Raw genomic sequence first — 24,229 nt, 5'->3', positions numbered from 1 at the left:
GGGTCAATCCTCCTGGGCTGAGCTCTCGAGGAGCTGGTCGATGCGGGCGATGCGCCCGCGCCAGACGGCCTCGAGCTCGGTGAGCAGCGTCTGGACCGATCGCACCGCCTCGACGTCGCCGCGGGCCAGGGACTCCCGGCCCGCCCGACGCCGGGTGATGAGGCCGGCCCTCTCGAGCACCGCGACGTGCTTCTGCACGGCCGTGAGGCTCATGTCGTACTTCCGGGCGAGTGCTGAGACGGAGGACTCGCCGGCCAGCACGCGCCGCAGGATGTCCCGGCGCGTGCGGTCCGACAGGGCGTGGAACCAGGCGTCCGCCCGGTCCTCCTCGGTCTCGTGCACGCCCCCAACTTACAACCGAAGGGTTGTAGGTTGTCAAGGGGTCGAGGTGACGCAGGTCATGCTCGCGGAGTAGGTTGGGGTCATGGACTTCACCGGGAAGATCGTCGTCGGGCATGACGACTCCGAGGCCTCGAGGATCGCCGTGCGCTACGCGGCCCGTCTGGCGCGGGACGCCGGGCGGGAGCTGCGGATCGTCCACGCCTGGATCTGGCCGCTGCTGGGCAAGAACGTCGACCCCGTCGACGGCGTCGCCGGCAGCGGGCTGCGCAACCAGGCCCTCGGGCTGCTCTCCGACGCCGCGGACCTCGCCCGCGAGACCGCGCCCGGCGTCGAGGTCGGCACCTCGCTGGTGACCGGCCACGCCCGGGTCGTGCTCGGCGAGGCCTCCCGCACCGCCCGCCTGCTGGTGGTCGGCCACCGCGGGCTCGGCGGCTTCTTCGGCATGCTGCTGGGCTCGGTCAGCCTGGGCCTGGTCACCCACTCCGGCTGCCCCGTGCTCGTGGTGCGCTCCGAGGAGGAGCCCGACGGCCCCGTCCTGGTGGGCGTCGACGGATCCGACGCCGGCCTCGGCGCCGTCTCCTCCGGGGTGCGCCTGGCGCGGATCCGCAGGGCGCCGCTGCGCATCGTCCACGTCCAGCGCGTGGTCGACGGCCACGCCGCCGTGAGCGAGGACGCCGCCCGCGCCATCGTCGAGACCGCGCTCGCCCAGGCGCGCGAGGAGCTCGGCGCGGACTCCGGGGTGGAGGTCACCGGCGAGGTCCTCGAGGACCGCACCGTGCCGCGGGGGCTGCTCGCGGCCGCGGAGAGCGCCCGCATCATCGTCGTCGGCCACCACGGCGAGGGCCGCCGCCGCTTCGGCTCGACCGCCCACGCGATCATGCACCACGCCCCCGGCAACGCCGCGATCTGCCGGCACGACCACGTCCCCGTCGATTCCGACGAGAAGCCCGAGATCGTCGACGAGAGCTGAGCGCGGCTATACTCGCGCCGAGCACGGGAGTCCAGTGAGCTGGGCTGAGAGGGAGTTCTCCAACTCCGACCGTAGAACCTGATCCGGATCATGCCGGCGCAGGGAGCTTCGCCGGACGACCGCCGTCCGCGCCCGTGCCATCGCCCGGGAAGAACCCCTGACATGGCAGCTCATCGCCCCACCGCGCGCCTCACCCTGCGCGACATCGTCGTCATCGTCGTGCTCGGCGTCGTCTTCGGATTCCTGTACTGGGTCTTCGTGCAGGCCTGGACGGCGCTGTCGATCCTCATGGGCCCGCTCGGCGACCTCACCGGCAACCTGCTCATCGGCTGCTGGCTGCTGGTCGCGCCGATCGCCCTCGCGATCCTCCGCAAGCCCTTCGTGGGCGTGATCGCGGAGCTGCTCGCCGCCGCCGTGGAGGTCGTCTTCCTCGGCAGCCCCGCCGGGCCCCTGCTGCTGATCACCGGCCTCATCCAGGGCATCGGCTCGGAGATCCCCTTCGCCCTGACCCGCTACCGCCGCTACGGCGCGGCCGTCTTCCTCGCCTCCGGCCTGTGCGGGGCGGGCCTCGTGTTCTTCTGGTCCGCCGTCCGCTTCGGCTGGCTGGGCCAGGACATCCTCCCGCTGCGCCTGACCCTCCAGCTGCTCAGCGGCGCCCTGCTGGGCGGCCTGCTGGCGCGGGGCATCGTCCGCGCCCTCGAGCGCACCGGCGTGCTGGCGAACCTGCGCCCCGCCGTCGCCGCGGACGAGCTCGTGCGCCGATGATCCGCGCCGAGGAGCTCGAGATCGTCCTGCCCGGCGGCGGGGGCGTCGGCCCCTGGAGCGGCAGCATCGGCCCCGGCGAGCACGTGCTCGTGCTCGGCCCCAGCGGCGCGGGGAAGTCCACCCTGCTGCGGGCGCTGGCCGGCGCCGTCCCGCAGCACGTGCACGGCCGCGTCGAGGGCGCCCTGTCCATCGACGGCATCGACCCGATCCGCGCGGGCGTGGCCGCGACCTCGGACCGCGTCGGCTTCGTGGGGCAGGACCCGGTCGCCGGCGTGTGCCTCTCGCGGGTCGCCGACGAGGTCGCCCTGCCGCTGGAGAACCGCCGGTGGCGGCCCGCGGACATCGGCCCCCGCGTCGCGGAGGTGCTCGCGCAGGTCGGCGCCGCGCACCTGCAGGAGCGGGAGACCGCCGAGCTCTCCGGCGGGGAGCTGCAGCGCGTGGCCCTCGCCGCCGCCCTCGCGGCTCGCCCCGCGGTGCTCCTGCTCGACGAGCCGACCGCCATGCTCGACGCCGCCGGGGTCGCGGCGGTGCGCCGCGCCGTCCAGGGCCTCCCGGCCGAGGTCGCCGTGATCCTCGTGGAGCACCGGCTCGACGACTGGGCGGGGGAGCGCGGCCTGGCCGGCCTCCCGCCGCGCACCATCGCCCTGGACGAGCGGGGCCGCGTGCTGGAGGACGGCCCCACCGCCGCGGTGCTCGCCCGGCACGGCCCGCGCCTGGCCGCGCAGGGCTGCTGGCTCCCCCGGGAGGTGCCCCTGGGGCCCGCGCGGATGACGGTGCGCGACCTCCATGTGTCCCGCGGCGGCCGGCCGGTGCTGCGCGGCCTGGAGCTGGACCTCCACGGCGGGGAGATGGTCGCGATCATGGGGGCGAACGGCGCCGGCAAGTCCACGCTCCTGGAGTCCCTCGCCTCCCGCTCCCCGCGGCCCGGCCTCGTCCTCCAGAACCCGGAGGACCAGTTCGTCGCCGCCACCGTGCGGGCCGAGCTCGCCGAGGGCCTGCCCGTCGGCGCGGCCGATCGCGTCGAGGCGATGCTCGCGCGGATCGGACTGGCCGAGCACGCCGAGGCCAGCCCCTACCGGCTCTCCGGCGGGCAGAAGCGGCTGCTCTCGATCGGGGCCATGCTGCTGCACGGCCGGGAGGTCCTGCTGGCCGACGAGCCCGGGTACGGCCTGGACCGTGCGGCCGCCGTGCGGACCATGCGGCTGCTGCGCGACGCCGCCGACGACGGGGCCGCCGTCCTCCTGACCAGCCACGACGCTCGGACGGCGCATCGCTGGGCGGACCGGGTGCTCCGCCTGGAGGACGGGGTGCTGCGATGAGGCCCGCCTACCTCGCGCGCCGCAACCCGACGGTGCTGCTGGGGCTGGTGCTGGCCACCAGCGTGGTCACCCTGTTCCTGCACGACGTGCCGCGGCTGGGCGTCCTGTACGCGCTGCTGCTGCTGGCCGCCCTCGCCGGCGCCCGCTTCCCTCCGGGACGCCTGGCGCTCGCCCAGATCCCGTTCGTGCTGTTCGCGGCCGGGATCGTGGTGGTCAACGCGCTCACGCGCCCCGCCCCGGAGGGGCTGATCATCGGCGTGGCGCTGGGCCTGCGGGCCCTGGCCATCGGCACCGCCTCGCTGATCCTCGCGCGGGCCGCGGAGCCGCGCGCCCTCATGGTCTCCCTGGTCCAGCATGCGCGGCTGAGCCCTCGCATCGCCTATGCGCTGATGGCCGGGCACCGCATGCTCGAGCAGCTGCCGGGGCGCTGGCGGACCATCACCCGGGCGCATCTCGTGCGGTCGGGGCGGGAGAGGCTGTCCCCGCGCCAGCTGGGCCGCTGCGCCTTCGCGCTGCTGGTCGGCTCGCTGCGCTCCGGGGAGCGGCTGGCCTTCGCCCTGGAGTCCCGGGGCCTGACCGACGGGCCCCGCACCGTCTGGCGGCCGGTGCCCCTGGGGCGCGGCGACGCCCTGCTGGTCGCCGTCTGCGCCCTCGTGGTCGCCGCGGTCGTGGCGGTCCCGGCCTGATCAGGACCCGGTCGCGGGCGGGGTCTCGCCCGCGAGGATCCGGTACATCCGGGCCCGCGCGCTCTCGAGGATCTCGGCGGCCTCGGCGATCTGCGCCTCGCTGCCGGCCCGGCCCACCTCGCGGACCGCGCCGCGCAGCTCGAACATCAGCGAGCGCAGATCGACGCGCTCCTCGTCGGAGTGCGGGTCCTGCCCCGGGAACGGGTTCGACCACGAGGAGGAGCTCTCCTCGACGTGGCGGCGGCCCGCGTCGGTCAGGCTCGCGAGCTTGCGCCCGCCCTCCTTCTCGGTGGCGACCAGGCCCTCGTCCTCCAGCAGGCTGAGGGTCGGGTAGATGGCGCCGGGGCTGGGGCTCCAGCGCCCTCCGGTGCGCTCGGCGATGGTCTGCATGAGCTGGTAGCCGTGCATCGGCTCCTCCTGCAGGAGCAGCAGCACCGCGGTGCGCACGTCCCCGCGGGGCGCGCGATGCGGACCGCCGCCGCGCCCGCGGCCGCCGCCGCGGCGCGGGCCGCGCTCGCCGTCCGGTCCGGGGCCGAAGTCCGGCCCGAAGCCCGGCCCGAAGCCCCGGCCGCCGCGGCCTCCGCGGGGCCCGCGGCCGACGCGCGGCCCCTCGCCCGGGAGCTCCCTGCCCCAGTCCTCGTCGTGATGCCGGCGCCCGCGGTCGGGGCGCTCGTGGTGGTCATGATGGGTATGCATGATCGTATCCTTTCATATCGCGTAGCATCACGATATATCGCTAACTCGCGGGACGCAAGGGGTGCCCCGCCGCGACCTCCCGCCCGCCCCGCGGCGAGTGCCGCCTCACGAACCGGATCCGGGCCGATCTGGCTCGTGAGGCGGCACTCGCCGCCGGGGGAGGGGGAGGTCGGACGGCGGGCTCAGGCCCCGGCGCGCTCGGCGAGCTGGCGCTTGATGCGGCCCAGCATGCCGGCCATGCCCCGCAGGCGCAGGGGGCTGACGACCTCGGCGAGGCCCAGCTGCTCGGTGACGTCGGCGGGGACGTCGAGCACCTCGCCCACGGTGAGGCCCTCGAGGCCCTCGGCGAGGATCCCGGCGAAGCCCCGGGTGGTCGGCGCCTCCGGCGGGGCGGAGAAGAACAGGTGGGCGGTGGCCTCCCGGCCGGTGCCCTCCACCTCGGTGACCAGGAAGATCGGCGACTGGCACTCCGGCACGGGCTCGAGCAGCTCGGGGTGCTCGGCGTACCGCTCGGGCAGCGCCGGCAGTCCCTCGGAGAACTCCAGCAGCAGCTGCAGCCGGTCGCGGCCGCCGAGCGCCTGGAAGTCGTCGACGATCTCCGCGAAGGCCGCGGGCAGCGGGGCGGGAGCGCTCATCGGGCCGGGGCCTCGCCGGGCTCCTCGCCGACGGCGATCGGCAGGCGCACGGCGTTGCCCCACTCGGTCCAGGAGCCGTCGTAGTTGCGCACGTCCTCGAACCCCAGCAGGTAGCGCAGCACGAACCAGGTGTGGCTCGAGCGCTCGCCGATGCGGCAGTAGGCGATCACCGGGGCGGAGGCGTCGAAGCCCTGCTCGGCGAGGTAGATCGCCTCGAGCTCCTCGCGGCCCTTGAAGCGGCCGTCCTCGGCGGCGGCGCGGGCCCACGGCACGGAATGCGCGGTGGGGATGTGCCCGCCGCGCACGGTGCCCTCCTGCGGGTAGTCGGGCATGTGGGTGCGCTCGCCGGTGTACTCCTGCGGGGAGCGCACGTCGACCAGCTGCCCGCCGAGGAAGTCGAGGACCTGCTCGCGGTAGGCGCGGATCGGGGCGTCCTCGCGGGGGACCACCGGGTAGTCGGCGGCGGCGGGCTCCGGGGCGTCCTTCGTCATCGGCCGGCCCTCGGCCTGCCAGGCAGCGCGGCCGCCGTCGAGCAGGCGCACGTCGGGGTGGCCGAACAGCTCGAACACCCACAGGGCGTAGGCGGCCCACCAGTTCGACTTGTCGCCGTAGACGACGATGGTCGTGTCCCGGGAGATGCCGCTGCGGCCCATGAGCGCGGCGAAGCCCTCCCCGTCGACGTAGTCGCGGGTGACGGGGTCGTTGAGGTCGAGGTGCCAGTCGATCTTCACGGCGCCGGGGATGTGGCCCGTCTCGTACAGCAGCACGTCCTCGTCGGACTCGACGACCACGAGGCCCTCGGTGCCCAGGTTCTCGGCCAGCCAGGCGGTGGTGACGAGCTTCTCCGGATGCGCGTACTGCTGCAGGGACGGTGCGGGATCGAGGGGGACGCTCATAGGTGCTCCTTGGGTCGAAGGCCGATGCTCCCAGTGTGTCACTGCTCGCGGCGCCGTGGCTGTCGGGGTGTTCACACGGCGAAGTCGGCGAAGGCCGCACGGATCCGCGCGGCCCCGGCGCCGTCGGCCAGCAGCGCCTGCAGCAGCAGCCGCGCCTTGTGCGCCGGCAGCAGACCGGCCATGGTCGCGCCCGCGGCGAGGAGGTCCACCTCGCTGCCGGGGTAGGAGTAGTGGCGGTCCGAGGTGCCGCCGCGCGGGGTCCGCGTCGCGACCACCACGGCGGTGCCGGCGGCGACCAGCGCCCGCACCCGGTCCATGGCCGAGGCGGGCACATGGCCCATGCCCGAGCCCACCAGCACGAGGCCCGCGAGCGCGCCGGCGGGGACGGCGTCCAGCAGCGCGGCGTCGTCCCCGATGCCCAGCGCCAGCACGGGCACGGCCGGCAGCTCCCGCGGCAGGTCCCCGCCGATGAGGGCGGCCCGGCCCAGCGGCCGATGCAGCAGGTGGAGGTCCCGTTCGGCGACCACGGCCAGCGGCCCGGACGGCTCCGAGCCGAAGGCGCCGATGGAGCGGGAGGACAGCTTGGAGACGCGGTCGGCGCCATGGGCCTGGGCATCCATGACCACCAGCACGCCCAGCGCCCGGGCGGCGGGGGCGACGGCCGCCCGCACGGCGTCGCGCAGGTTGGCGGGGCCGTCGGCCCCCGGGGCGTTCGCGGCCCGCATCGCCCCGGTGAGCACCAGGGGCTGGGGGCGGTCCCAGTAGCGCTCCAGCAGGAAGGCCGACTCCTCCAGGGTGTCCGTGCCGTGGCTGAGGACGACGCCCGTGGCACCGGCGTCGACCGCCGCCCGGGCGAGATCCAGGGCCTCGCGCAGGTGGGCGGGCCGGATCGACGGGGAGCCGATGTTCGCGACCTCGTGGTGGTCGACCGCCACCCCGTCGACGACGATGCCGGTGACGGCGGCGTGCCCGTCGGTGCCCGGCGCGGCGCCGGATCCGGCCGGGTCCTGGGACATGAAGATGGTGCCGCCCAGGGACAGGACGGCCACGCGCAGCGGGCTCATCCGTTCACTGTATCCGGCGCAGACGGACCACGACCTCCTCGTGCTCCGTGTGCGGGAACATGTCCACCAGGCGCCCGGCGACGATGCGCAGCGCGGGCATGGCGGCGAGGTCGCGGGCCAGGGTGGCGGGGTTGCAGCTGGAGTAGATCACGTCGCGCACGCCGGAGGTCTCGAGGAACCCGGCGAGGTCGGGGCCGATGCCGCGGCGCGGAGGGTTCACGATCACCGCATCGGGCGGCCCGATGCGCCGCGCCTCGGAGATCGCCCAGGCGGTCGCATCGGCCGCATGGAAGGTCGCAGCGAGGCCGGCGGCCGCGGCCGCCTCGCGGGCCGCCTCGATGGCCTGGGCCGACAGCTCCACCCCGGTGACCTCGCTCGACCGGGCGCAGTGGAGGGCGAAGCCGCCGATCCCGCAGTACAGGTCCCACAGCGTCGCCGGGGCGATCTCGTCGACCCAGTCCGCGACCTGGCGGTACAGGGCGCCGGCGACCTCGGTGTTGGTCTGCAGGAAGGACTGCGGGCGCACCCGCAGGGTGACGTCGCCGGTGGGCATCGCCAGGGCGTCGTCCCCGGCCAGGTGCACCTCCTCGGCGCCCTCCAGGACGGCCTTGTGCTCGGGGTGGATGTTCGCGCTGACCACCCGCAGCCGCGGGGCGGCCGCGAGCAGGGCCGGCAGGTGCTCGCGGATCCGTCCGAGCGGGCCGGGGCTGCGCAGCACCAGGCGCAGCATCAGCTCGCCGTCCGGGGAGACGGTCACCAGCACGTGCTTGAGCTCCCCGCGCCGGCGGGCCACGTCGTACGGCGGGACCTGGGCCCGGCGGATCAGCCGCCGGACCTGCTCGAGGAGCTCCTCGACGCTCGGCGGGTACAGCGGGCAGTCCACCAGGTCGACGCCGGTGGCGATGCCGAGGACCGGGTCCTGCGCGGTGCCGGTGACGACCATCTTCGCCTTCGCCCGGAAGCCGGCGTCGGCGCTGAGGATCGGCGCGTCCCACACCGTCCCCGGGGCGAGGAACGGCGCCAGCAGCGCCTCGATGCGCTCGCGCGAGGTCGCCACCTGACGCGCCCGCGGCATGCCCAGCAGGGTGCAGGAGCGGCAGGTGCCCGCGTCGAAGTGGTGGCAGCGCACCGGGGAAGTCTACGGGCGCCGGGACGGTAGGGTCCGGGGCATGGACGCGGTGCTCGGGGCTGGGCTGCTGGGACTCCTCATCGGGGCGGCGGCAGGGCTGCTGCTGGGCCGTGCGCGCCGTCCGGCGGCGGCCGCGCCGCCTCCGGCCGTCGCGGCCGACCGCGCCGTCGTGCGGATGCTCTCCCATGAGATCCGCACCCCGCTGGCCCTCGTCCGCGGCGCCGGCGAGCTGCTCGCCGAGGAGAGCCCCGGACCGCTCAACCGCCGCCAGCGCTCCTTCGTCGCGACGATCGTGGACAACACGACGCTCGTGATCGGGATGGCGGAGGGGTTCCTGCTCGAGGCCCGGTGGGACGCCGGCACCCCGGCCCTGGACTGCACGGCGGTCGACGTGCGTGCCCTCGCGCGCGAGACCGTGCTCGAGCTGCGACGCATCCGCCGCCGCCCGGTGGAGCTCGACAGCCGCGGCGGGCCGCTCGTCCTCGAGGTCGATGCGGGGATGATCCGGCAGGTCCTGTGGAACCTCTTGGGCAACGCGATCCGCCATGCCGGCCCGGAGGCGCGCGTGTCCGTGCGCGTGGACGAGACCGTCGAGGGAGCGGTCATCGAGGTCGCCGACGACGGCGCCGGCATGGACGAGCAGGCCCGCGACGCCCTGTTCGCCCCCGGCGGCAGCGGCCACCCCGAGGGGACCGGGATCGGCATGGACGTCATCACGCGGATCGTCGACGCCCACGGGGGCCGCATCGTCGTGGACACCCTGAGCCGCCGCGGGACCCGCATCATGGTGGTGCTGCCCTGGCCCGCGCCGGGCGGGGAGGAGGGCTGAGATGGCGGAGCCGAGCCCGCGCATCCTCGTCGTCGACGACGAGGAGCAGATGACCGCGATCATCTCCTTCGCCCTGGAGACGCAGGGCCTGCGGACCGTGATCGCCCGGGACGCCGCCGCGGCGCGCGCGGTGCTCGCCGGCGGCGACGTCGACCTCGTGGTGCTCGACGTGATGATGCCGGGGGAGAGCGGCATCGAGCTGTGCCGCAGCCTGCGCGACGCCTCCGAGCTGCCGGTCATCCTGCTGACGGCGCTCGGCGAGGTCGACGACCGCGTGGCCGGGCTCAGCGCCGGGGCCGACGACTACCTCACCAAGCCCTTCAGCCCCCGGGAGCTGGCCCTGCGCGTCACGGCCGTGCTGCGGCGCACCGCCGCCGTCCCCGGCGGCCGCGGGGCGCTGCGCTGCGGGGCGCTGCGCGTGGACCGGGACGCGGGGAGCGCCAGCTGGGACGGGGCCCCGATCCAGCTGCCGGAGACCGAGCTGCGGCTGCTGGCCCGACTCGCCCAGGAGGCCGGGCGGCCCGTGCCGCTGCGCTCCCTGCTGCGCGACGTGTGGGGGACCGCGAGCGCCGAGGGCGGGCGCGACATGGTCAAGTCGATGGTGTACCGGCTGCGCCAGCAGATGCGCTCCCAGGGCGCGCCCGAGGACCTCATCGAGGCGGTCCGCGGCCAGGGGTACCGGCTGCGGGTCCTGTCCGCCGAGCATCGTCACCGAACGTCACCGTCCGACACCCCGCGGTCACCGGGCCGTTGACAGGGTGGCATCGTCCCTCCCCGACGATGAAGGAGAACGATGTCCGCCCCGACGAAGCCGGCTGCGACGACGCGCCGCGGGTTCCTCGCCGCCCCGCCCCCTGCCCCCCGCCTCAGCGACGAGGAGGTCCGCCGGGTCTACCCCCGCCGCCGCTTCGGCGTGTTCATGGGGATCTTCATCGGCTACGCCGGGTTCTACCTGATCCGCAACAACGTCTCCCTGGTCGCGCCCCTGCTCATGGAGGACACGGGCATCGACGAGCTCGGCATCGGCCTGATCGCCAACGCCGTCCTGTTCGCCTACGGGCTCTCCAAGTTCTTCATGGCCACGGTCTCGGACCGCTCCAACGCCCGCTACTTCCTGCCGCTGGGCCTGGCCCTCAGCGCGCTGGTGAACCTGTTCGTCGCGACCGTCCCGTGGGTCTCCGGCTCGATCGCCGTCTTCGCGACGGTCATGTTCGTCAACGGCTGGTTCCAGGGGATGGGCTGGCCGGCGTCCGGTCGCACCCTGGTGCACTGGTTCTCCACGAACGAGCGCGGCTGGAAGACCTCCCTGTGGAACACCGCCCACAACGTCGGCGCCGCCGGCCTCGGCGTCGCCGCCGCGGCGGCCCTGAGCTGGACGGCGGACGACTGGCGCGCCGCGTTCTGGTTCCCGTCCGTGATCGCCCTGGGCGTGGCCGCCGTCGCCTTCTGGCTGATGCGCGACACCCCCGAGTCCGAGGGCCTGCCGCCCATCGAGGAGTACCGCGACGATCCGGCGAAGGTGTCGATCCAGGCGGACGGCGACGAGAAGCCGTCCATGTGGCGCTTCGTGCGCACGCACGTCCTGACCAACCGCGTGATCGTGCTGCTCGCGGTCGCCAACGTCTTCGTCTACGCCCTGCGCTACGGCGTGCTGAACTGGGTCACGGTGTACCTCGCCGACGTCCGCGGCGCCGAGATCGGCGACGGGATCACCGGCTTCGTCACCTTCGAGCTCGCCGGCATCCTCGGCACCCTCGCCTGCGGCTGGATCTCCGACCGGATCTTCCGCGGCTACCGCTCCGGCACCGGGATGCTGTTCATGGCGCTGGTCGCCGTGGCGCTGATGGCCTACTGGCTGCTGCCGCTGAGCGCCCCGATCTGGGTCTCGATCGTGCTGGTCGCCGTGATCGGCGGTCTCATCTACGGGCCGGTCATGCTCATCGGCCTGCAGGCGATCGACCTCTCCCCGCGCGAGGTCGCCGGGACCGCGGCGGGGTTCACGGGACTGTTCGGCTACCTGCTGGGCGCGACCCTCGCATCCTCCGGCGTCGGCCTCATGGTCCGCTACCTCGGCTGGGACGTCGCCTTCGCGGTGCTGACCGCCTGCGCCCTCGGCGTCGTCGCGATCATGGCGGTCATCGGCCGCGAGGAGAAGAAGCTCATGCGGCGGGCGCACTCCTGACGCGCCGCTATCGTGCAGGGTCATGAGGATCCTCCGCCGATGCGCCGCCCTCGCGGCGCTGGGGGCCGTGCTGCTCGCGACCGCGGGCTGTGCGGCCCCCGCGGCATCGGCGTCCGTGACCGTGCTGTGCTCGAACGACGCCGCCATCTGCAGCGCCTGGGCGGAGGACTTCGCGCAGGAGACCGGCATCGCCGTGACCATGGACCGTCTGCCCACCTCGGAGGCCCTCGAGAGGATCCGCCGCGGCGAGGGGCTGCCCGAGTACGACGTCTGGCACGGCGGCGGCTCCGAGATGTACGTCGCCGCGGCGCAGGAAGGGCTGCTCGCCCCCTACCTGCCCCCGCGGACCGAGGGGATCCCCGCGCAGGTGCGCGACCCCCGGGGCCGATGGACCGGCGTGTACGTGTCCTTCCTGGGCCTGTGCGTGGACGCCGGTCGCCTCGACGAGGTCGGCGCCGAGGTGCCCCGCAGCTGGGACGACCTGCTGGACCCGGCGCTCGCCGGGTGGGTCAGCGCCTCCTCTCCCCGCACCTCCGGGACCGCGTACACGACGATGCTCGTGCAGCGGGACCGCCTCGGCGAGGAGGAGGGGCTGGGGTACCTCGCGCAGCTGTACCCGCAGATCCCGCAGTTCACCCGGTCCGGCACGGCACCCGTCCAGGTCGTCGCCGAGGGGGAGGCGGCGGTCGGGATCAGCTTCGCGCCCTACTGCGATGCGGCCGCCGCCGCCGGCGCGCCGGTCACCACGATCCTCCCGCGGGACGGGACCGGCTACGAGGTCGGCGCGGTGGCCGTGCTCGCCGATGCCCCGCATCCCGCGGCGGCGCGCCGCTATGTCGACCGCGCGGTCTCCGAGGAGGGGCAGCGCTCCGGGGCGGCCTCCGGCATCCACCAGGTCCCCACGCAGCCGGGCCTGCCCGGGTCCTTCGACGAGGTGCGCGGGCAGCTGGGCGTCCCCGTGCTGACCTCCCCGCTGGAGGAGCGGGCCGGCCGCCGCGACGCCCTGCTGAACTGGTTCGCGGCCGAGGTCCCGGCGTGAGGGCGGCCCGCGGCGCCCTCGCCCTCGCCCTGCTCGCCTCCGCCGTGCTCGCCGTGGGCTGGCCGCTGCTGCGCATCCTCGCCGAGGCGCTGGTCGCGCTGCACGCCGGGCTCCCGCCGGGCCTGGGCCGGACCGCCGCGATCTCCCTGGCCCTCTCCGGCGGCGCCACGCTGCTTGCCCTGCTCGGCGGGCTGGGCAGCGCGCTCACGGCCCGCTGCCTGCCGCCGCGGACGAGGCGGCTGCTGGATGCGGCACTGCTGTCGCTGCTGCTGATCCCGCCGTACACGGCGGCGGCCGCGGTCCTCGCCGTCGGCGGGCGCAGCGGGCTGCTGCATGATCTGCTGCCGCCGCTGCCGGGCGCGCCCGGGATGCTGCTGGCGCTCACGACCACGCTGCTGCCGTATCCGTATGCCGCGGCGCGCCTCGCCTGGCGCGGCGTGGACCCGCGACTGGTCGACGCGGTGCTGGTCCACGGCGGCGGCACGGGACGGGTGCTGCGCCTGGTGCTGCTGCCGCCGCTGCTGCGGCCCGTCGCGGCGGTCGCCGTGGTGATGCTCGTGACCGCGCTCGCGGATCCCTCCGTCCCCGCCGTCCTGCGCGGCCGCGTCCCCACCCTCGCCCACACGGCCTATCTCGAGGTGATGGCCTGGGGCGACGAGGGCACCGCGGCCCTGGTCGCCGTCCTGCTCGCCCTGCCGGTGCTGCCCCTGCTGCTCCTGCTGGCGCGCACGGGCAGCCCGCTCGCCGAGCCGTGGCGCGGTCACGGGGCGGGCCCGGCGCTGGCGCTCCCGCCCTCGCCGATCCTGCGCACGGCCCGGGCGGTCACCGTCCTCGTCCTCGCGGTGATCGCGGCGCTCCTGACGGCCGCGGCGGTGCGCTCGTCCCTCGCTCCCGGGGAGCTGCTGGGCCACGGCGCCGTCGCAGCGCTCGGATCGACCCTGCAGCACGCCCTGCTGGCCCTGCTGGTCGCCGTCCCGGCCGGTCTCGTGACGGCGGGGCTCGCCGCCCGCGGCGCACCGCGGCGGGCCGCGCTGCTGGACGGGCTGCAGCTGATGCTGCTCGTGCTCCCGGGCACGACCCTCGGCCTCGCCGTCTCCCTCGCCTACCGCCTGGGCACGCCGACCCCGGTGGGGACCCTGCCCCCGCTGGTGGGCGGGGCCTCGCTCGGCTCCGGCTCGATCGCGATCGTGCTGGTCCTCGCCGCCTCGACCGCTCCTCTGGTGCACGTCGCCGCCCGGGCCGGGCGTGCCCAGATCCCGCGCGGCGAGGCCGAGACGGCCGAGGTGCTCGGGGTGGGCCGGCGCCGCCGGCTGCTGCGGCTGGTCCTGCCCCAGGCGGCGCCCCTGGTCGCCGTCGTCGGCGCCGCGATCCTCGTGCGCATGATGGTCTCGGTGACCCCGGTCGCCCTGGTCGCCGCGCCCGATGCGCCGATGGTCCCCGCCCTCGCGCTGGACCTGCTGGACCGTGCCGCGCTCGCGCCCGTCTTCGTCCTCACGCTGCTGGTCGCGATCACGATCGCCGCCCTGGCCGGGGGCGCCGCCGCGGCCGGGAGGCTCCGGTGACCCCCGCCCTCGAGATCCTCGGCGCCCCCTGCGGCGACCTGCGGGTCGCCCCCGGGGAGCTGCTCGCCGTGATCGGCCCCTCCGGCGCCGGGAAGACCACGCTGCTGCGGGAGATCGCCGGGCTCGATCCGCTGCCGCAGGGTCGGGTGCTCCTGCACGGGCGGGACATGACCGCTGTGCCCGTGCACCGCCGCGGGGTCACGATGATGTTCGAGGTGCCGGCGCTGTTCGCCCAGCTCGACGTCGCCGAGAACGTCGCCCTGGCGCTCCCGGCCGCCCGCGGGACCCTGGCCCGGGATCAGCTGGAGACGGCGCTGACCGCCCTGGACCTGCATCATCTCGCCCGGCGGCGCCCGCAGGAGCTCTCGGCCGGGCAGCGCCAGCGCGTGGCCCTCGCCCGGGCCCTGGTCAGCCGTCCCGAGGTGCTGCTCGTGGACGAGCCGCTGGCCCACGTCGACCCGGCGGCCCGGGTGTCGCTGCGCCGCGAGATTCTCCGCACCCACCGCAGGATGGGCACGGCGACCCTGTACGTCACCCATGACTGGGCGGAGGCGCTCGCCGTGGCGGACCGCCTCGCGGTGCTGCGCGAGGGGCGGTTCGTGCAGATCGGGGCACCGCGAGAGGTCTACCGGCGACCCCGCGACGCCTGGGTCGCCCAGCGCATCGGCGTGCCCAACCTGCTGCCCTGCCCCGTGCTGGGCACCGCCCCGGGGAGGATTCTCGTGCGCCCTCTCGGACGGGAGCTGTGGGTCCCGGCGGATCCGCGCCTCGCCGACGGCCGGGAGGAGGCGCTCGTGCTCGCGCACGCCCGGGCGCTCCGGGTCGTCGCCGGGCCCGATGCGCCGGCGGACGAGCTCGATCCCTCCTCGGGCAGGATCCTCGGCGGGAGCTTCGGCGGGGATCACATGGACTACGACGTCGAGACCGCCGCGGGGACCCTCGTCGTCCGGCGCACGCTCGGGCCCCGGGAGGAGCCCCTCGAGGTCGGGACCCCGGTCGGGGTCGAGCTCGTGGCGGACGCCGCGTGGGCCGTCGTCCGGGACTGAGCCGCCGTGACCGGCACGGAGGATCGTCCCGGGCCGGATTCGACCATCGTCGGTCGCGGCGGCGCGGCGCCGATGGGGACGATGGTGCCATGACCACCATCGCCCGGGCCCTGTTCCTGCTGCTGACCTCCGATGCCGGCAGATCGGAGCTCTCGGTGGGGCGGCGCGAGCCCCTGGCCGCGGGCGCGGTCACGGACCTCGTCCTGCTGCGCCGGGTCGAGCTCGAGGACGGGAAGGACCCGCGCGTGCGCGTGGTCGATGCCTCGCCGGTCGGGGACCCTGCGCTGGACCATGTGCTGGCCGGGCTCGGCGAGCTGGAGGGGAAGCGGCTGAGCGCGCTCGTGGGCCATCGGCGGCTGGACCCGACGGACCTGCTGGCGGAGCAGCTCGTGGCCGAGGGGGTGCTCGAGGAGCGCCGCGGCCTGTTCGGCGTGCGCGTCGTGCCGGTCGACGGGCACCAGGAGGAGGCGCTGCGCGCGCACCTGGCGGCCGCGGTGGGCGGCGAGGTGGAGCCGACGGCGGGGGACGCGGCGGTGCTCGGCGTGCTGCGGGCGCTGGACGTGGCGCATCGTCTGCTGCGGGACCATCTGCCGGGCGTGACCCGGCGCCAGCTGCGCGACCGGATCGACGAGATCAGCCAGGGCGTCCCCACCCTGGACGCGGTGCGGCGCTCCTACGACGCGATGCAGGCGGCGCTGGTCGCCACGATGATCGTGCCGATGGTGATCGCCGGCTCCTAGGCGGCGCGCAGGCCGGTGCCGTCGGCCTCCATGACGTAGAAGGTCTCGGTGTACTCGTCGCCCACGGAGAAGCGCACGAGCACCGGGCCGGTCCACTCGCCGTCCTCGGCGAGGTCGCGGGAGACGGAGAAGCTGACGTCGCCGGGATCCTCGAGCCCCTGCTCGGCGGCCGCCTGTCGGGCGGCGGGCCACAGCGTCTCCCAGGCGACGTCGCCCGCCGCGAACTGCTCCTGCGCGACGTCGGGCTGGATGAGGGTGGGGCCGGTGCGCTCGAGGTGCCCGCGGCGGTAGGTCCACTCGTCCGTGTTCACCTCTCCGGCCGCGACCGGCGCGTCGACGACGATCAGGTCCTCCATGATCACCACGTCCATCACGCGGTCGTGCCCGGCGCCCTCCTGCACGGCGCGCAGCGCCGCGTCGATCCCGTCGGGGCTGCGCAGATCCAGGTGGAGACGGCCCTCCGGCAGGGCGGCGAGGGTCTGCTCGACGGCGGCGCGCTGCGGGAGCAGCAGGAGCCCGGCGGTGAGGAGCATGACCAGCGTGAAGGCGAGCGCACGCAGCGGCCGGCCGCGCCGGGAGGTGCTGATCAGGGGCCTCATGCGGGTGCCGTCGGCCCGCAGGGGGCCGGGCTGCGGCAGGCGCAGGGGGATCGCCTCGGAGGCGGGCGGGACGTCCTGGACCGCCGCCGGGGGCACCTGGCCGTCGACGAACTGCAGGTCCGGCTCGCCCTCGAGCAGCAGCGCCACCGGACGCCGGATCCCGGGCTGGTGGGCGGGCATGTCGGTGAGCGGGACGATGTCCTGCAGCCGGGTGCGGAAGGCCGCGCCGTGGCGCGGCTGGACGGTCAGCTCGAGCACGCACACCGGCTGGTCGTTGATCCGGGTGCCCGTCTGCCGCAGGGCGTCGATGCGTGCGGTGCCGGTGCGCCCGGCGGCCAGGGCCGCCTGGACGAGCTCCGGCGGTGCCGCCGCGAGGCCGCCCGTCGTCCGGGCGATCGACAGGAGGACGCTGGTGAGGATCACGAGGATGAGGCCGATGGGCACGCCCCACCATCCCGCTCCGGGCGGGCCGACGAGGGCGGTCACCCCCGCGGCGAGGAGGAACCCGAGGCCGATCATCCGGAGCAGTCGCAGCACCCCGGGATCCTATCGGGGCGCGTGCGGGTCCTCGGGCCAGGCGTGCTTGGGGTAGCGCCCCCGCATCTCCTTGCGGACCTGCTGGTACGGGCCGGCCCAGAAGGAGGCGAGGTCGTCGGTCACCGCCAGGGGGCGCCGAGCGGGGGAGAGCAGGTGGAACAGCACCGGCACGCGGCCGTCGACCACCCGCGGGGCCACGTGTGCTCCCATCAGGTCCTGCAGCTTCACGGCGACGACGGGGCGTCCGTCGGCGTAGTCGATGCGGGCCGAGCGCCCTCCGGGCAGGGCGAGGCGCTCGGGGACCAGGGCGTCCAGGCGGGCCGCCTCCGGCCAGGGCAGCAGGCGCCGCAGGGCCGTGGTGACGTCGACCGCCTCGAGCCGGGGGCGGGCGGCGAGGTCCGGGCCCAGCCAGTCGTCCAGGCGCGCGAGCAGCGTCGCCTCGTCGACGGCGGGCCACGGGTCGCCGAGCTCGCGGTGCAGCAGCGCGAGCCGGGCCCGCAGCGAGCGGGCGGCATCGGACCAGGTCAGCACGTCCAGTCCGTCCTCGCGGAGCTTCGCGGCGATCGCCGGGGCCCGATCGGCGGCCGTCGCCGGCACCGGCGTGGAGGCGAGCACGATGGCGCCGAGGCTGCTCTCCTCCCGCGCGACCACCCGCCCCTGCGCGTCGATGCGGACGCTCCGGCGCCGCTGCAGGAGCCCGCCGGCGAGGTGCTCGGCCTCCTCCGCGGTGACCGGCGCGGCCAGGCGGATCACCGCGCCGGTGCCGTCGGCCGCGCGGCCCTCGGCCCGCTGCACCTCCCACACGGCGATCCAGGGGCGGCCGATCAGCGTGCTGCCCTCGGGCAGGGCGGCGCGGGTTCCGGAGGCCAGCAGGTAGCTGCGCGATCCCTCGGCGACGCGGCGCGCGAGGCGCTCGGGGCGGGCCAGGGCGAGCACGGTCCCCGCGCCGCCGCCGGCGGCATCGGCGGTGCTGCGCTCCCCGGCGATGCGGGTCAGGCGGTCCGTCTCGCGCCGCCACCGCTGCGTGCCGGGGGCGCGGCCGGCGCGCAGGTCGCGCAGGAGCCCCTCCAGGTCCGCGCCCTCGGCCCGATGGTCGTCGCTCACGGCGGCGACGACCTCCGCGGCCGCGCGCGGATCGCCGAGCGCGCGGGCGCCCTCGAGCAGGGCCCGCGCCTCCCGCACGCCCACCGGCATCGTCGCCACGCGCCGGCCCAGGGCCGTCGGCCGGTCATCGTCGCCGGTCAGCGCCATCTCTCGGAGGGCGGTCATGGCCTGCGCGATCGCCTCCGGCGGCGGAGCGTCCCAGAGGGCGAGGCCCCGGCCGCCCGGGGTGCCCCAGGCGGACAGCAGCAGCGCGGCATCGGTGAGGTCGGCGGTGGCGATCTCCGGCAGGGAGCGGGCGGGCATGCGCGCCTCGTCCGTCGGGGAGAAGGCGCGCACCGCCGTGCCGGGGCCCTGGCGGGCGGCGCGGCCGGCCCGCTGGACGATGCTCTCCCGGGAGGCGCTCACCGTCACCAGGCCCGCCATGTCCCGGCCGCGGTCGCGGCGCACCTCCCGGGACAGGCCGGCGTCGACGACCAGGCGCACGCCGGGGACCGTCAGGGAGCTCTCGGCCAGGGCGGTGGTCACGACGATGCGGGGCCCGTCGCCGGGGCCGCGGCCCGCGGTGGCCCGGTCCTGCTGGGCCGCGGGCAGGCGCCCGTGCAGGGGGAGGACCTCCGTGCCGGGGGTCCGTGCGCGCAGCCGGCGGGCCAGCTCGTCGACCTCGCGGGCGCCGGGCACGAACACCAGGGCATCGGCCCCATGGCGCGCATGGGCCTCGGCGGTGACATCGGCCAGGTGGTCGAGGAAGCCGCGGGTCACCCCGCGGGCGTCCAGCCGGGCCGGACCGGGGCGATGCTCCACCTCCAGCGGATGCAGCACGGAGGGGACGGCGACCGTGCGGGCCTGCAGCAGGCCGGCCACGGCGTCCGCGTCGAGCGTCGCGGACATCGCCACGACCAGCAGGTCCTCGCGCAGCTGGCGGACCTCGGCGAGCATGCCCAGCAGCAGGTCGGAGTCCAGGGAGCGCTCGTGGATCTCGTCGAGGACCACCGCGTCGACGCCGTCGAGCGTGGCATCGGCCAGCAGCCGCCGCAGCAGCACTCCCGGGGTGAGCATCTCCAGGCGGGTCTCCCGGCCCACCGCGCGCTGCCCGCGGACGGTGAACCCGACGGGACCGCCCAGCTCGCTGCCGTCCAGGGAGGCGACGCGGCGCGCCGCCGCGCGCACGGCGACGCGGCGGGGCTGGGTGACCAGGGTGCGACCGGCCACGAGGTTCGCGACCAGCGGCGGCACCACGGTGGTCTTGCCGGTGCCGGGCGGGGCGAGGACGACGACGGCCCCCTCCGCTGCGGCGTCGGTCAGCTCCGGCACGGCCCCGGCGACGGGCAGCCCCTCGCCGATCCGGGCGAGGTCGAAGCGATGGGCGCTCATCGGTCCAGGGGCCGCTGGTGGATCGCGGTGGTGCTCACGACCGGGCCCGAGGCGTAGGCGGCGGTCTCCCCGGTGGGCGCGTATCCGAGGCGCTCCCAGAAGGGTCCGGCCGCGGCAGCGTTCGCGGCGACGATGCCGATCCGCAGGGTGCGCACGTCGCCCCAGCTCCGGGCCAGCTCGAGGATCTCCTCGTGCATGCGCCGGCCGATGCCGCGGCCCCGTGCCTCGTCGCGGACGATGAGCAGGCCGATGTGCGCGACGTCCGGGCGCGGCCAGCCGTGCAGGACGTCCGCGACGGCGAGGAGCGTGCCGTCGGCCCCGTCCTCCAGGCCGATCCCGACCTTGCGGCCGGCCTCGAGCTCGGGCGGTCGCGCCGTGAGGATCTCGTGGGCGGCCCGAGGGGTCGGCGCGGCGCCGGTCACGCGGATGCTGTACCCGGGGGAGGAGTCGAGCAGCTGCTGGAGCGCGTCCTCGTCATGCGGGGATCGGGCATCGAGTCGGCGTGCGCGGAGCATCGGACCACGGTATCCCGCGGTGCTCAGGCCTGCCCGGCCGCCTCGGCCTCCGAGCGGAGGATGCAGAACTCGTTGCCCTCGGGATCGGCCAGCACGACCCAGCCGGTGCCGGGCCCGTGCTTCCCGCGCAGGTCCGCGACCTCGGTGGCGCCGAGCTCGAGCAGCCGGGCCAGCTCCTGATCCCGGGTGCCCGTGCGGGGGCGCAGGTCCAGGTGGAGGCGGTTCTTGATGGTCTTGGGCTCGGGCACCTCGATGAAGAGCAGCTGGTGGTGCGTCTGCGGGTCGCGGATCATGCACTCCTCGTGCCCGGGGAGGTTCGGGTCCTCGGGGATGTCTTCGTAGCCGAGCACGCCCCGCCAGAACTCGGAGAGCTCGTAGGCGCTGCGGCAGTCGATGGTCGTGTGGGACACGAAGCTCGTCATGGACCCACCGTAGAGTGCCGGTCATGAGCCCGCAGCTGGATTCTGTCGCCGTCCTGTCCGATGTCCACGGCAACCTCACCGCCTATCGCGCGGTGCTGGAGGACATCGCGCGCCGGGGCATCTCCACGGTGCTGAACCTCGGCGACGTGGCGGGCAAGGGGCCGCGCGGCTCCGAGGCCGTGGCCCTGACGCGGCAGCGCTGCCAGGTGACGGTGCGCGGCAACTGGGATGCCTTCCTCGACGGGCCCCGGGATCAGCTGCCGGAGGATGTCCGCTGGTGGCACGACGAGCTCACCGCGCAGGACCGTGCCTGGCTGGGGGCGCTGCCCGGGCACCACGACCTGCTGATCAGCGGGCGACGGGTGCGTCTGTTCCATGCCTCCTCGACGGACGAGTTCACCCGCGTGCACTACCACCACAGCCCCGAGCAGTTCCGGGACATGTTCCGGGCGACGCCGTTCACGGGGGACGGCCCGGTGCCGAGCGTGGTCGGCTACGGCGACATCCACGACACGTATGTCGAGGTCGAGGACGGGCTCACGCTGTTCAACGCCGGGAGCGTCGGCAATCCGCTGGACGAGCCGACCGCCGCCTACGCGATCCTCGAGGGCGAGCTGGGCGGGGCGGACCCTGCGCCGTTCTCCCTGTCCTTCGTGCGGGTGCCGTACGACGTCGAGGCGGAGATCGCGGTGGCCCGGGAGCTGGGGATGGCCGCGGCCGATGCCTATGCCATCGAGCTGCGCACCGCGATCTACCGGGGCCGTCATGCGGAGCTGGGGCTGAGCGTCGAGGGGACGGCCGCGACCGCGCGCTGAACCGCCGTCAGGGCCTGCGGTGGGTCGGCGGGGTGGGCGAGGGGGCCCGGACCTGGTAGGGGTTGGTCCATTCCACGGTGGTGCCGGTGGGGGTGGTGGGGTCGCCGTGGCGGATGGTGGTCCAGCGGCCTTCTTCTTTGGCGTGGTTGGCGCGGGTGTCGAGGCCTTGTCCGTTGTCGAGGGCTGTTCTTCCGCCGTCGCTGTGGCGGTCGATATGGTCGATCTCGCGGGTGGTGGCGTTGGAATAGGGTTCGCGGCTGATGTGGTCGCGGGTGATGATCAGATCGCGGAGGGTGGCGCGGAATGCGCGGGATGTCTTCTCGATGGCCATGATCTCGGTGCTGGCGGGGTGTTCCCAGATACGGCGCAGTTCGGCGCAGGCGACGGCATGCGCGGCGGCGGCCTCGCGCTGCCGGGTGGTCATGCGGCTGTTCTCGGGGCCGTTGTCGTAGGGCTGGCCGCTCAGGTGGGCGCGGATCGCGTGGGCGGGCACGGTCCCGTATCCGGAGAGCTGGGCGGGTTCGGTGTCGTCGTCGCGTCCCAGCAGGGCCCGGTCGGTGATGATGACGTTCACGCGGAGGGTGGGACCGTGGGCTCGGCGGGCGGGGCGCTGCAGCGTCGGGGGCTCGGTGAGGTCCGGGCCGCGGGCGGTGCCGAGCAGGCCGAACGCGCCCGCGTCGGTGACGGCCCGGTCGATGTTGCGGATCGCGTCGATGTCGATCGGGCCGGCGGCCGGGCCGGTGGTGTGCGTGAGCTCGGCGAGGGGCAGCGGGGTGTCGGTCTCGGGGAAGGTCTCGCCCTGCGAGGGGACTGTGTCCTGGTGGACGGTCTGGTCGTGGAGGCGGTTGACGGCTTCGAGGAGGGCGTCGGCGCGCAGGGCGCTGATGCCGAGCTGGCTGCCGTGGGCGCGGGCGGTCTCGGCGGTGGCCTGGATCGTCGCCTCGATCTGGGCGATGGCCAGGGCGGGCAGGTGGGCGTGGAGGACGCCCATCCCGTCGGCGGTCGCGCGGGTGGTGACGTGGCGGCGGGCGGCGGCGTTCTTCGCGCGGGCCACGGATTCCTCGCGGGGGGAGCGCTGCTGGAGGAGGTCGCGGACGAGGGCGGTGATCGCGCGGGTTCCCAGGCCGTCGAGGTCCTGGTAGCGGGTGTGGAGGGCCTCGTCGATGTCGCGGCAGCGGGCGGGGGTCTCGGCGTGCAGCGCCCCGGCGATCGCGGAGACGACCTCCTCGCTCAGCCGTGCGGTCTGCTGGGCGCGGCGGAGGTGGGGCATGGATTCGGCGATGCGGCGGGCCCGGGCCAGGGTGCGGGAGGTCTTGTGGGTGCTGGTGCGCTGGGCGAAGGCGATGGAGGGGATGATCCCGTCCTCGAGGTGGCGGCCCTGCTTGCCGAGGGCGGCGTTGTCCTCCCGGATCCGCCCGCTGGTCTCGACGAGGATCTCGTCCTCGCGGGCGCGGAGGCGGGTGCGGGTCCGGGCGAGGGCGGCGACCAGGGCCAGGGACTCCTCGGGGCTGTCCGGTGCGGTGTCGGCGAGGGCGGGCGCGACCGGCGCCGGCCCCGTGGCCGGGGGCGGGGCAGTGGTGGTGCCGGGGGCGGTGAGGGCGGAGCGGAGGTCCTCGGCGAGGTCGGCGAGGAGGGCCAGGCCGCGGGGGAGGTGGAGGAGGTCGGTGACGGCCCGGTCGATGCGGGCGACCTGCTCGAGGGCGGCCTCCTCGAGGGCGGCCTCCTCGCCCGGGGCGATCCAGCCGTCCGGGGTCCAGGTGCTCTCGCGCAGGAGCTGCTCGTCCATCCGGTCGTAGTCCGCGGGGGACGGCGGGTCGTCGTCCTGGATGATCACCGCGATATTCCCGGGGTCGATGCCGGCGGCAGGAAATGACGGGGAGATGGTTTCTCCGTCCCCGTTTCCTGGTCCTGCTCCGGCGTATCCCATGCCCCCTATTCTACGCGTCCGGCATGCCCGAGGGAAGGCTTTCCGGGCATCGGCCGGAAAATGTGGATATGTGCGTCGTGGGGAGGACCGGCGGGCCCTGGTCGTGATTATTGTGGATCGTTCGCGTCGATTGTCGGTGCCCTGTGCTCGGGGCGCAGGATCCGCCCCAGCTTCTCCGGGTTCGCGATCATCCGCACCGCGCGGATCCCGCCGTCGCCCACCTCGACGTGCAGCAGCTTGCGGCGCCCGCGCAGGGTCACGATCACGGCGCTCTCGCCGTTGACCACCGCCGGCTCCGCCGTCATCTCCCGGCCCTCCGCCCGGCTCGCCTCCGCGATGCCCACCAGGAACCGCGCCACGCGCTCGGGCCCGAACAGCGGGTTCCGGGCCGCCTGGACGACGCCGCCCCCATCGGCCCACAGCGTGACGTCATCGCTGAGCAGGGAGATCGTCCGCTCGACGTCGCCGTGCGCGACCGCGTCGACCAGCGCCGTCAGGGCAACGCCCACCCGGGCGCGGTCCGTGCGTGGGGGCCGGCCCACGTCCAGCCGTCGGCCGGCGCGGGAGACCATCTGCCGGGCGTTCGCGGGACTGGTGCCGAGGACCTCCGCGATCTGCGGATACGGCAGGTCCAGCGCGTGGCGCAGCACGTAGGCGGCGCGGTCCTCGGGGCGCAGCTGCTCCATGAGGTGCAGCATCCCGATCGAGGCGATGTCGCGGCGGGCGGCGGCGTCCTCGGGCAGGTCCTCCGCGGCGATCGGCTCCGGCAGCCACGGCCCGGGGTAGGTCTCGCGGCGGTGGGCGGCGGAGCGCAGCACGTCGATCGCCCGGCGGGTCACCACCTGGGTGAAGTAGGCGGGCCAGGAGCGCACCGCGGCGCGCTGCGGCGCGGAGAGGGAGGCGACCCGGGCGGCGGCCTCCGCGACGGCGTCCTCGGCATCGGCCCAGGAGCCGAGGATCCGGTAGGCGAGGGCCAGCAGCCCGCGCTGCTCCCGCGCCCAGATCTCCGGCCAGTCCTCGGCTCCCGGCTCGTGCACCG

At 75.4% G+C, this 24,229-nt stretch carries 24 protein-coding genes and 1 riboswitch; of the genes, 12 read left to right on the top strand and 12 right to left on the bottom strand.

All coding sequences use genetic code 11. The features are described from left to right. Positions 1 to 3 precede the first annotated feature (3 nt). A complete protein-coding gene (locus tag ABD234_RS13305) occupies positions 4 to 342 on the bottom strand; it encodes an ArsR/SmtB family transcription factor (RefSeq protein WP_038373402.1) in 339 nt (112 codons plus the stop codon). 82 nt (positions 343 to 424) lie between these two features. Between ABD234_RS13305 and ABD234_RS13300 the strand changes: the two genes are divergently transcribed. The 4 genes from ABD234_RS13300 to ABD234_RS13285 all read left to right on the top strand — a co-directional run bounded on the left by ABD234_RS13300 (position 425) and on the right by ABD234_RS13285 (position 4,082). Continuing rightward, a complete protein-coding gene (locus ABD234_RS13300; RefSeq protein WP_051486968.1) occupies positions 425 to 1,312 on the top strand; it encodes a universal stress protein in 888 nt (295 codons plus the stop codon). 13 nt (positions 1,313 to 1,325) lie between these two features. Beyond that, a riboswitch (TPP riboswitch) is annotated at positions 1,326 to 1,434 on the top strand. Between the two features lie 40 nt (positions 1,435 to 1,474). Next, entirely contained in the window at positions 1,475 to 2,077 is a 603-nt protein-coding gene (locus ABD234_RS13295; protein ID WP_344357063.1) for an ECF transporter S component, read from the top strand. Then, on the top strand, positions 2,074 to 3,396 hold the full coding sequence (locus tag ABD234_RS13290; protein WP_344357060.1) for an ABC transporter ATP-binding protein: 1,323 nt from the start codon (positions 2,074 to 2,076) through the stop codon (positions 3,394 to 3,396). The genes ABD234_RS13295 and ABD234_RS13290 overlap by 4 nt, the downstream gene beginning before the upstream one ends. Continuing rightward, the gene (locus ABD234_RS13285; RefSeq protein WP_344357057.1) at positions 3,393 to 4,082 is read left to right on the top strand and encodes an energy-coupling factor transporter transmembrane component T family protein; all 690 of its coding nucleotides are present in this window, start codon (positions 3,393 to 3,395) and stop codon (positions 4,080 to 4,082) included. The genes ABD234_RS13290 and ABD234_RS13285 overlap by 4 nt, the downstream gene beginning before the upstream one ends. Here the strand turns inward: ABD234_RS13285 and ABD234_RS13280 are convergent, their stop codons facing one another. From ABD234_RS13280 to rlmC, 5 genes are all read right to left on the bottom strand, one after another. After that, positions 4,083 to 4,778 (bottom strand): PadR family transcriptional regulator, encoded by a 696-nt coding sequence (locus tag ABD234_RS13280; RefSeq protein WP_344357054.1) that lies wholly within the window; start codon positions 4,776 to 4,778, stop codon positions 4,083 to 4,085. Positions 4,779 to 4,960: 182 nt separating this feature from the next. Then, positions 4,961 to 5,413: a SufE family protein gene (locus tag ABD234_RS13275; protein WP_038373398.1), complete on the bottom strand. Its 453-nt coding sequence runs from the start codon at positions 5,411 to 5,413 to the stop codon at positions 4,961 to 4,963. Then, positions 5,410 to 6,309, bottom strand: coding sequence for a sulfurtransferase (locus tag ABD234_RS13270; RefSeq protein ID WP_344357050.1), 900 nt, complete (start codon positions 6,307 to 6,309; stop codon positions 5,410 to 5,412). Before ABD234_RS13270 ends, ABD234_RS13275 begins: the two co-directional genes overlap by 4 nt. A 71-nt stretch (positions 6,310 to 6,380) precedes the next feature. Further along, complete coding sequence (locus tag ABD234_RS13265) at positions 6,381 to 7,373, bottom strand: asparaginase (RefSeq protein WP_344357047.1); 993 nt, start codon at positions 7,371 to 7,373, stop codon at positions 6,381 to 6,383. A 4-nt stretch (positions 7,374 to 7,377) separates the two neighbouring features. Then, positions 7,378 to 8,502 carry a 23S rRNA (uracil(747)-C(5))-methyltransferase RlmC gene (gene rlmC / locus ABD234_RS13260; RefSeq protein WP_344357045.1) on the bottom strand — a complete coding sequence of 375 codons (1,125 nt, stop codon included), beginning with the start codon at positions 8,500 to 8,502 and terminating at the stop codon, positions 7,378 to 7,380. A gap of 40 nt (positions 8,503 to 8,542) precedes the next feature. Here rlmC and ABD234_RS13255 point away from each other — a divergent pair, with 40 nt between their 5' ends. The 7 genes from ABD234_RS13255 (at position 8,543) to ABD234_RS13225 (ending at position 15,900) form a co-directional block, all read left to right on the top strand. Then, positions 8,543 to 9,331 (top strand): sensor histidine kinase, encoded by a 789-nt coding sequence (locus ABD234_RS13255; RefSeq protein WP_344357042.1) that lies wholly within the window; start codon positions 8,543 to 8,545, stop codon positions 9,329 to 9,331. Between the two features lies 1 nt (position 9,332). Continuing rightward, a complete protein-coding gene (locus tag ABD234_RS13250) occupies positions 9,333 to 10,085 on the top strand; it encodes a response regulator transcription factor (RefSeq protein ID WP_084148561.1) in 753 nt (250 codons plus the stop codon). Between the two features lie 39 nt (positions 10,086 to 10,124). Then, complete coding sequence (locus tag ABD234_RS13245; protein WP_038373390.1) at positions 10,125 to 11,513, top strand: MFS transporter; 1,389 nt, start codon at positions 10,125 to 10,127, stop codon at positions 11,511 to 11,513. A 22-nt stretch (positions 11,514 to 11,535) separates the two neighbouring features. Beyond that, positions 11,536 to 12,552 (top strand): ABC transporter substrate-binding protein, encoded by a 1,017-nt coding sequence (locus ABD234_RS13240; RefSeq protein WP_344357034.1) that lies wholly within the window; start codon positions 11,536 to 11,538, stop codon positions 12,550 to 12,552. Next, a complete protein-coding gene (locus ABD234_RS13235; RefSeq protein WP_344357031.1) occupies positions 12,549 to 14,114 on the top strand; it encodes an ABC transporter permease subunit in 1,566 nt (521 codons plus the stop codon). The genes ABD234_RS13240 and ABD234_RS13235 overlap by 4 nt, the downstream gene beginning before the upstream one ends. Beyond that, entirely contained in the window at positions 14,111 to 15,160 is a 1,050-nt protein-coding gene (locus tag ABD234_RS13230) for an ABC transporter ATP-binding protein (protein WP_344357028.1), read from the top strand. The genes ABD234_RS13235 and ABD234_RS13230 overlap by 4 nt, the downstream gene beginning before the upstream one ends. A gap of 89 nt (positions 15,161 to 15,249) precedes the next feature. Next, the gene (locus tag ABD234_RS13225; RefSeq protein WP_344357025.1) at positions 15,250 to 15,900 is read left to right on the top strand and encodes a GOLPH3/VPS74 family protein; all 651 of its coding nucleotides are present in this window, start codon (positions 15,250 to 15,252) and stop codon (positions 15,898 to 15,900) included. Here ABD234_RS13225 and ABD234_RS13220 read toward each other — a convergent pair. Genes ABD234_RS13220 through ABD234_RS13205 form a run of 4 tightly spaced genes read right to left on the bottom strand, consistent with a single transcriptional unit; the run spans position 15,897 to position 20,448 of the window. Then, on the bottom strand, positions 15,897 to 17,036 hold the full coding sequence (locus ABD234_RS13220) for a hypothetical protein (protein ID WP_344357023.1): 1,140 nt from the start codon (positions 17,034 to 17,036) through the stop codon (positions 15,897 to 15,899). The genes ABD234_RS13225 and ABD234_RS13220 overlap by 4 nt on opposite strands. Positions 17,037 to 17,045: 9 nt before the next feature. Continuing rightward, positions 17,046 to 19,511, bottom strand: coding sequence for an ATP-dependent helicase HrpB (hrpB, locus tag ABD234_RS13215; protein ID WP_344357021.1), 2,466 nt, complete (start codon positions 19,509 to 19,511; stop codon positions 17,046 to 17,048). Then, positions 19,508 to 20,026, bottom strand: a complete 519-nt coding sequence (locus ABD234_RS13210) for a GNAT family N-acetyltransferase (protein WP_038373381.1) — start codon at positions 20,024 to 20,026, stop codon at positions 19,508 to 19,510. Before ABD234_RS13210 ends, hrpB begins: the two co-directional genes overlap by 4 nt. A gap of 23 nt (positions 20,027 to 20,049) precedes the next feature. Further along, positions 20,050 to 20,448 carry a VOC family protein gene (locus tag ABD234_RS13205; protein ID WP_038373380.1) on the bottom strand — a complete coding sequence of 133 codons (399 nt, stop codon included), beginning with the start codon at positions 20,446 to 20,448 and terminating at the stop codon, positions 20,050 to 20,052. A 23-nt stretch (positions 20,449 to 20,471) separates the two neighbouring features. Between ABD234_RS13205 and ABD234_RS13200 the strand changes: the two genes are divergently transcribed. Then, positions 20,472 to 21,263, top strand: a complete 792-nt coding sequence (locus ABD234_RS13200) for a metallophosphoesterase family protein (RefSeq protein ID WP_344357017.1) — start codon at positions 20,472 to 20,474, stop codon at positions 21,261 to 21,263. Between the two features lie 7 nt (positions 21,264 to 21,270). Here ABD234_RS13200 and ABD234_RS13195 read toward each other — a convergent pair whose 3' ends face one another. Both ABD234_RS13195 and ABD234_RS13190 read right to left on the bottom strand, forming a co-directional pair. Next, positions 21,271 to 23,190 (bottom strand): HNH endonuclease signature motif containing protein, encoded by a 1,920-nt coding sequence (locus ABD234_RS13195; RefSeq protein WP_344357016.1) that lies wholly within the window; start codon positions 23,188 to 23,190, stop codon positions 21,271 to 21,273. 107 nt (positions 23,191 to 23,297) lie between these two features. Continuing rightward, complete coding sequence (locus ABD234_RS13190) at positions 23,298 to 24,227, bottom strand: sigma-70 family RNA polymerase sigma factor (RefSeq protein WP_344357013.1); 930 nt, start codon at positions 24,225 to 24,227, stop codon at positions 23,298 to 23,300. Between the last annotated feature and the right edge of the window lie 2 nt (positions 24,228 to 24,229).

The organism is Brachybacterium phenoliresistens (assembly GCF_039530785.1).
Lineage (GTDB): Bacteria > Actinomycetota > Actinomycetes > Actinomycetales > Dermabacteraceae > Brachybacterium > Brachybacterium phenoliresistens.
Note: the sequence above shows the minus strand (reverse complement) of the source record. Positions and strands in the feature narration are given on the sequence as shown.

Bases quoted from the DNA above. Each gene is read 5' to 3' on its own strand.
- ABD234_RS13300 (WP_051486968.1), top strand. From the start codon at position 425: ATGGACTTCACCGGGAAGATCGTCGTCGGGCATGACGACTCCGAGGCC.
- ABD234_RS13285 (WP_344357057.1), top strand. From the start codon at position 3,393: ATGAGGCCCGCCTACCTCGCGCGCCGCAACCCGACGGTGCTGCTGGGG.
- ABD234_RS13240 (WP_344357034.1), top strand. From the start codon at position 11,536: ATGAGGATCCTCCGCCGATGCGCCGCCCTCGCGGCGCTGGGGGCCGTG.
- ABD234_RS13250 (WP_084148561.1), top strand. From the start codon at position 9,333: ATGGCGGAGCCGAGCCCGCGCATCCTCGTCGTCGACGACGAGGAGCAG.
- ABD234_RS13295 (WP_344357063.1), top strand. From the start codon at position 1,475: ATGGCAGCTCATCGCCCCACCGCGCGCCTCACCCTGCGCGACATCGTC.
- hrpB (WP_344357021.1), bottom strand. From the start codon at position 19,511: ATGAGCGCCCATCGCTTCGACCTCGCCCGGATCGGCGAGGGGCTGCCC.
- ABD234_RS13280 (WP_344357054.1), bottom strand. From the start codon at position 4,778: ATGCATACCCATCATGACCACCACGAGCGCCCCGACCGCGGGCGCCGG.
- ABD234_RS13245 (WP_038373390.1), top strand. From the start codon at position 10,125: ATGTCCGCCCCGACGAAGCCGGCTGCGACGACGCGCCGCGGGTTCCTC.
- ABD234_RS13275 (WP_038373398.1), bottom strand. From the start codon at position 5,413: ATGAGCGCTCCCGCCCCGCTGCCCGCGGCCTTCGCGGAGATCGTCGAC.
- ABD234_RS13225 (WP_344357025.1), top strand. From the start codon at position 15,250: ATGACCACCATCGCCCGGGCCCTGTTCCTGCTGCTGACCTCCGATGCC.
- ABD234_RS13290 (WP_344357060.1), top strand. From the start codon at position 2,074: ATGATCCGCGCCGAGGAGCTCGAGATCGTCCTGCCCGGCGGCGGGGGC.
- ABD234_RS13255 (WP_344357042.1), top strand. From the start codon at position 8,543: ATGGACGCGGTGCTCGGGGCTGGGCTGCTGGGACTCCTCATCGGGGCG.
- ABD234_RS13265 (WP_344357047.1), bottom strand. From the start codon at position 7,373: ATGAGCCCGCTGCGCGTGGCCGTCCTGTCCCTGGGCGGCACCATCTTC.
- ABD234_RS13205 (WP_038373380.1), bottom strand. From the start codon at position 20,448: ATGACGAGCTTCGTGTCCCACACGACCATCGACTGCCGCAGCGCCTAC.
- ABD234_RS13200 (WP_344357017.1), top strand. From the start codon at position 20,472: ATGAGCCCGCAGCTGGATTCTGTCGCCGTCCTGTCCGATGTCCACGGC.
- ABD234_RS13210 (WP_038373381.1), bottom strand. From the start codon at position 20,026: ATGCTCCGCGCACGCCGACTCGATGCCCGATCCCCGCATGACGAGGAC.
- ABD234_RS13195 (WP_344357016.1), bottom strand. From the start codon at position 23,190: ATGGGATACGCCGGAGCAGGACCAGGAAACGGGGACGGAGAAACCATC.
- ABD234_RS13270 (WP_344357050.1), bottom strand. From the start codon at position 6,309: ATGAGCGTCCCCCTCGATCCCGCACCGTCCCTGCAGCAGTACGCGCAT.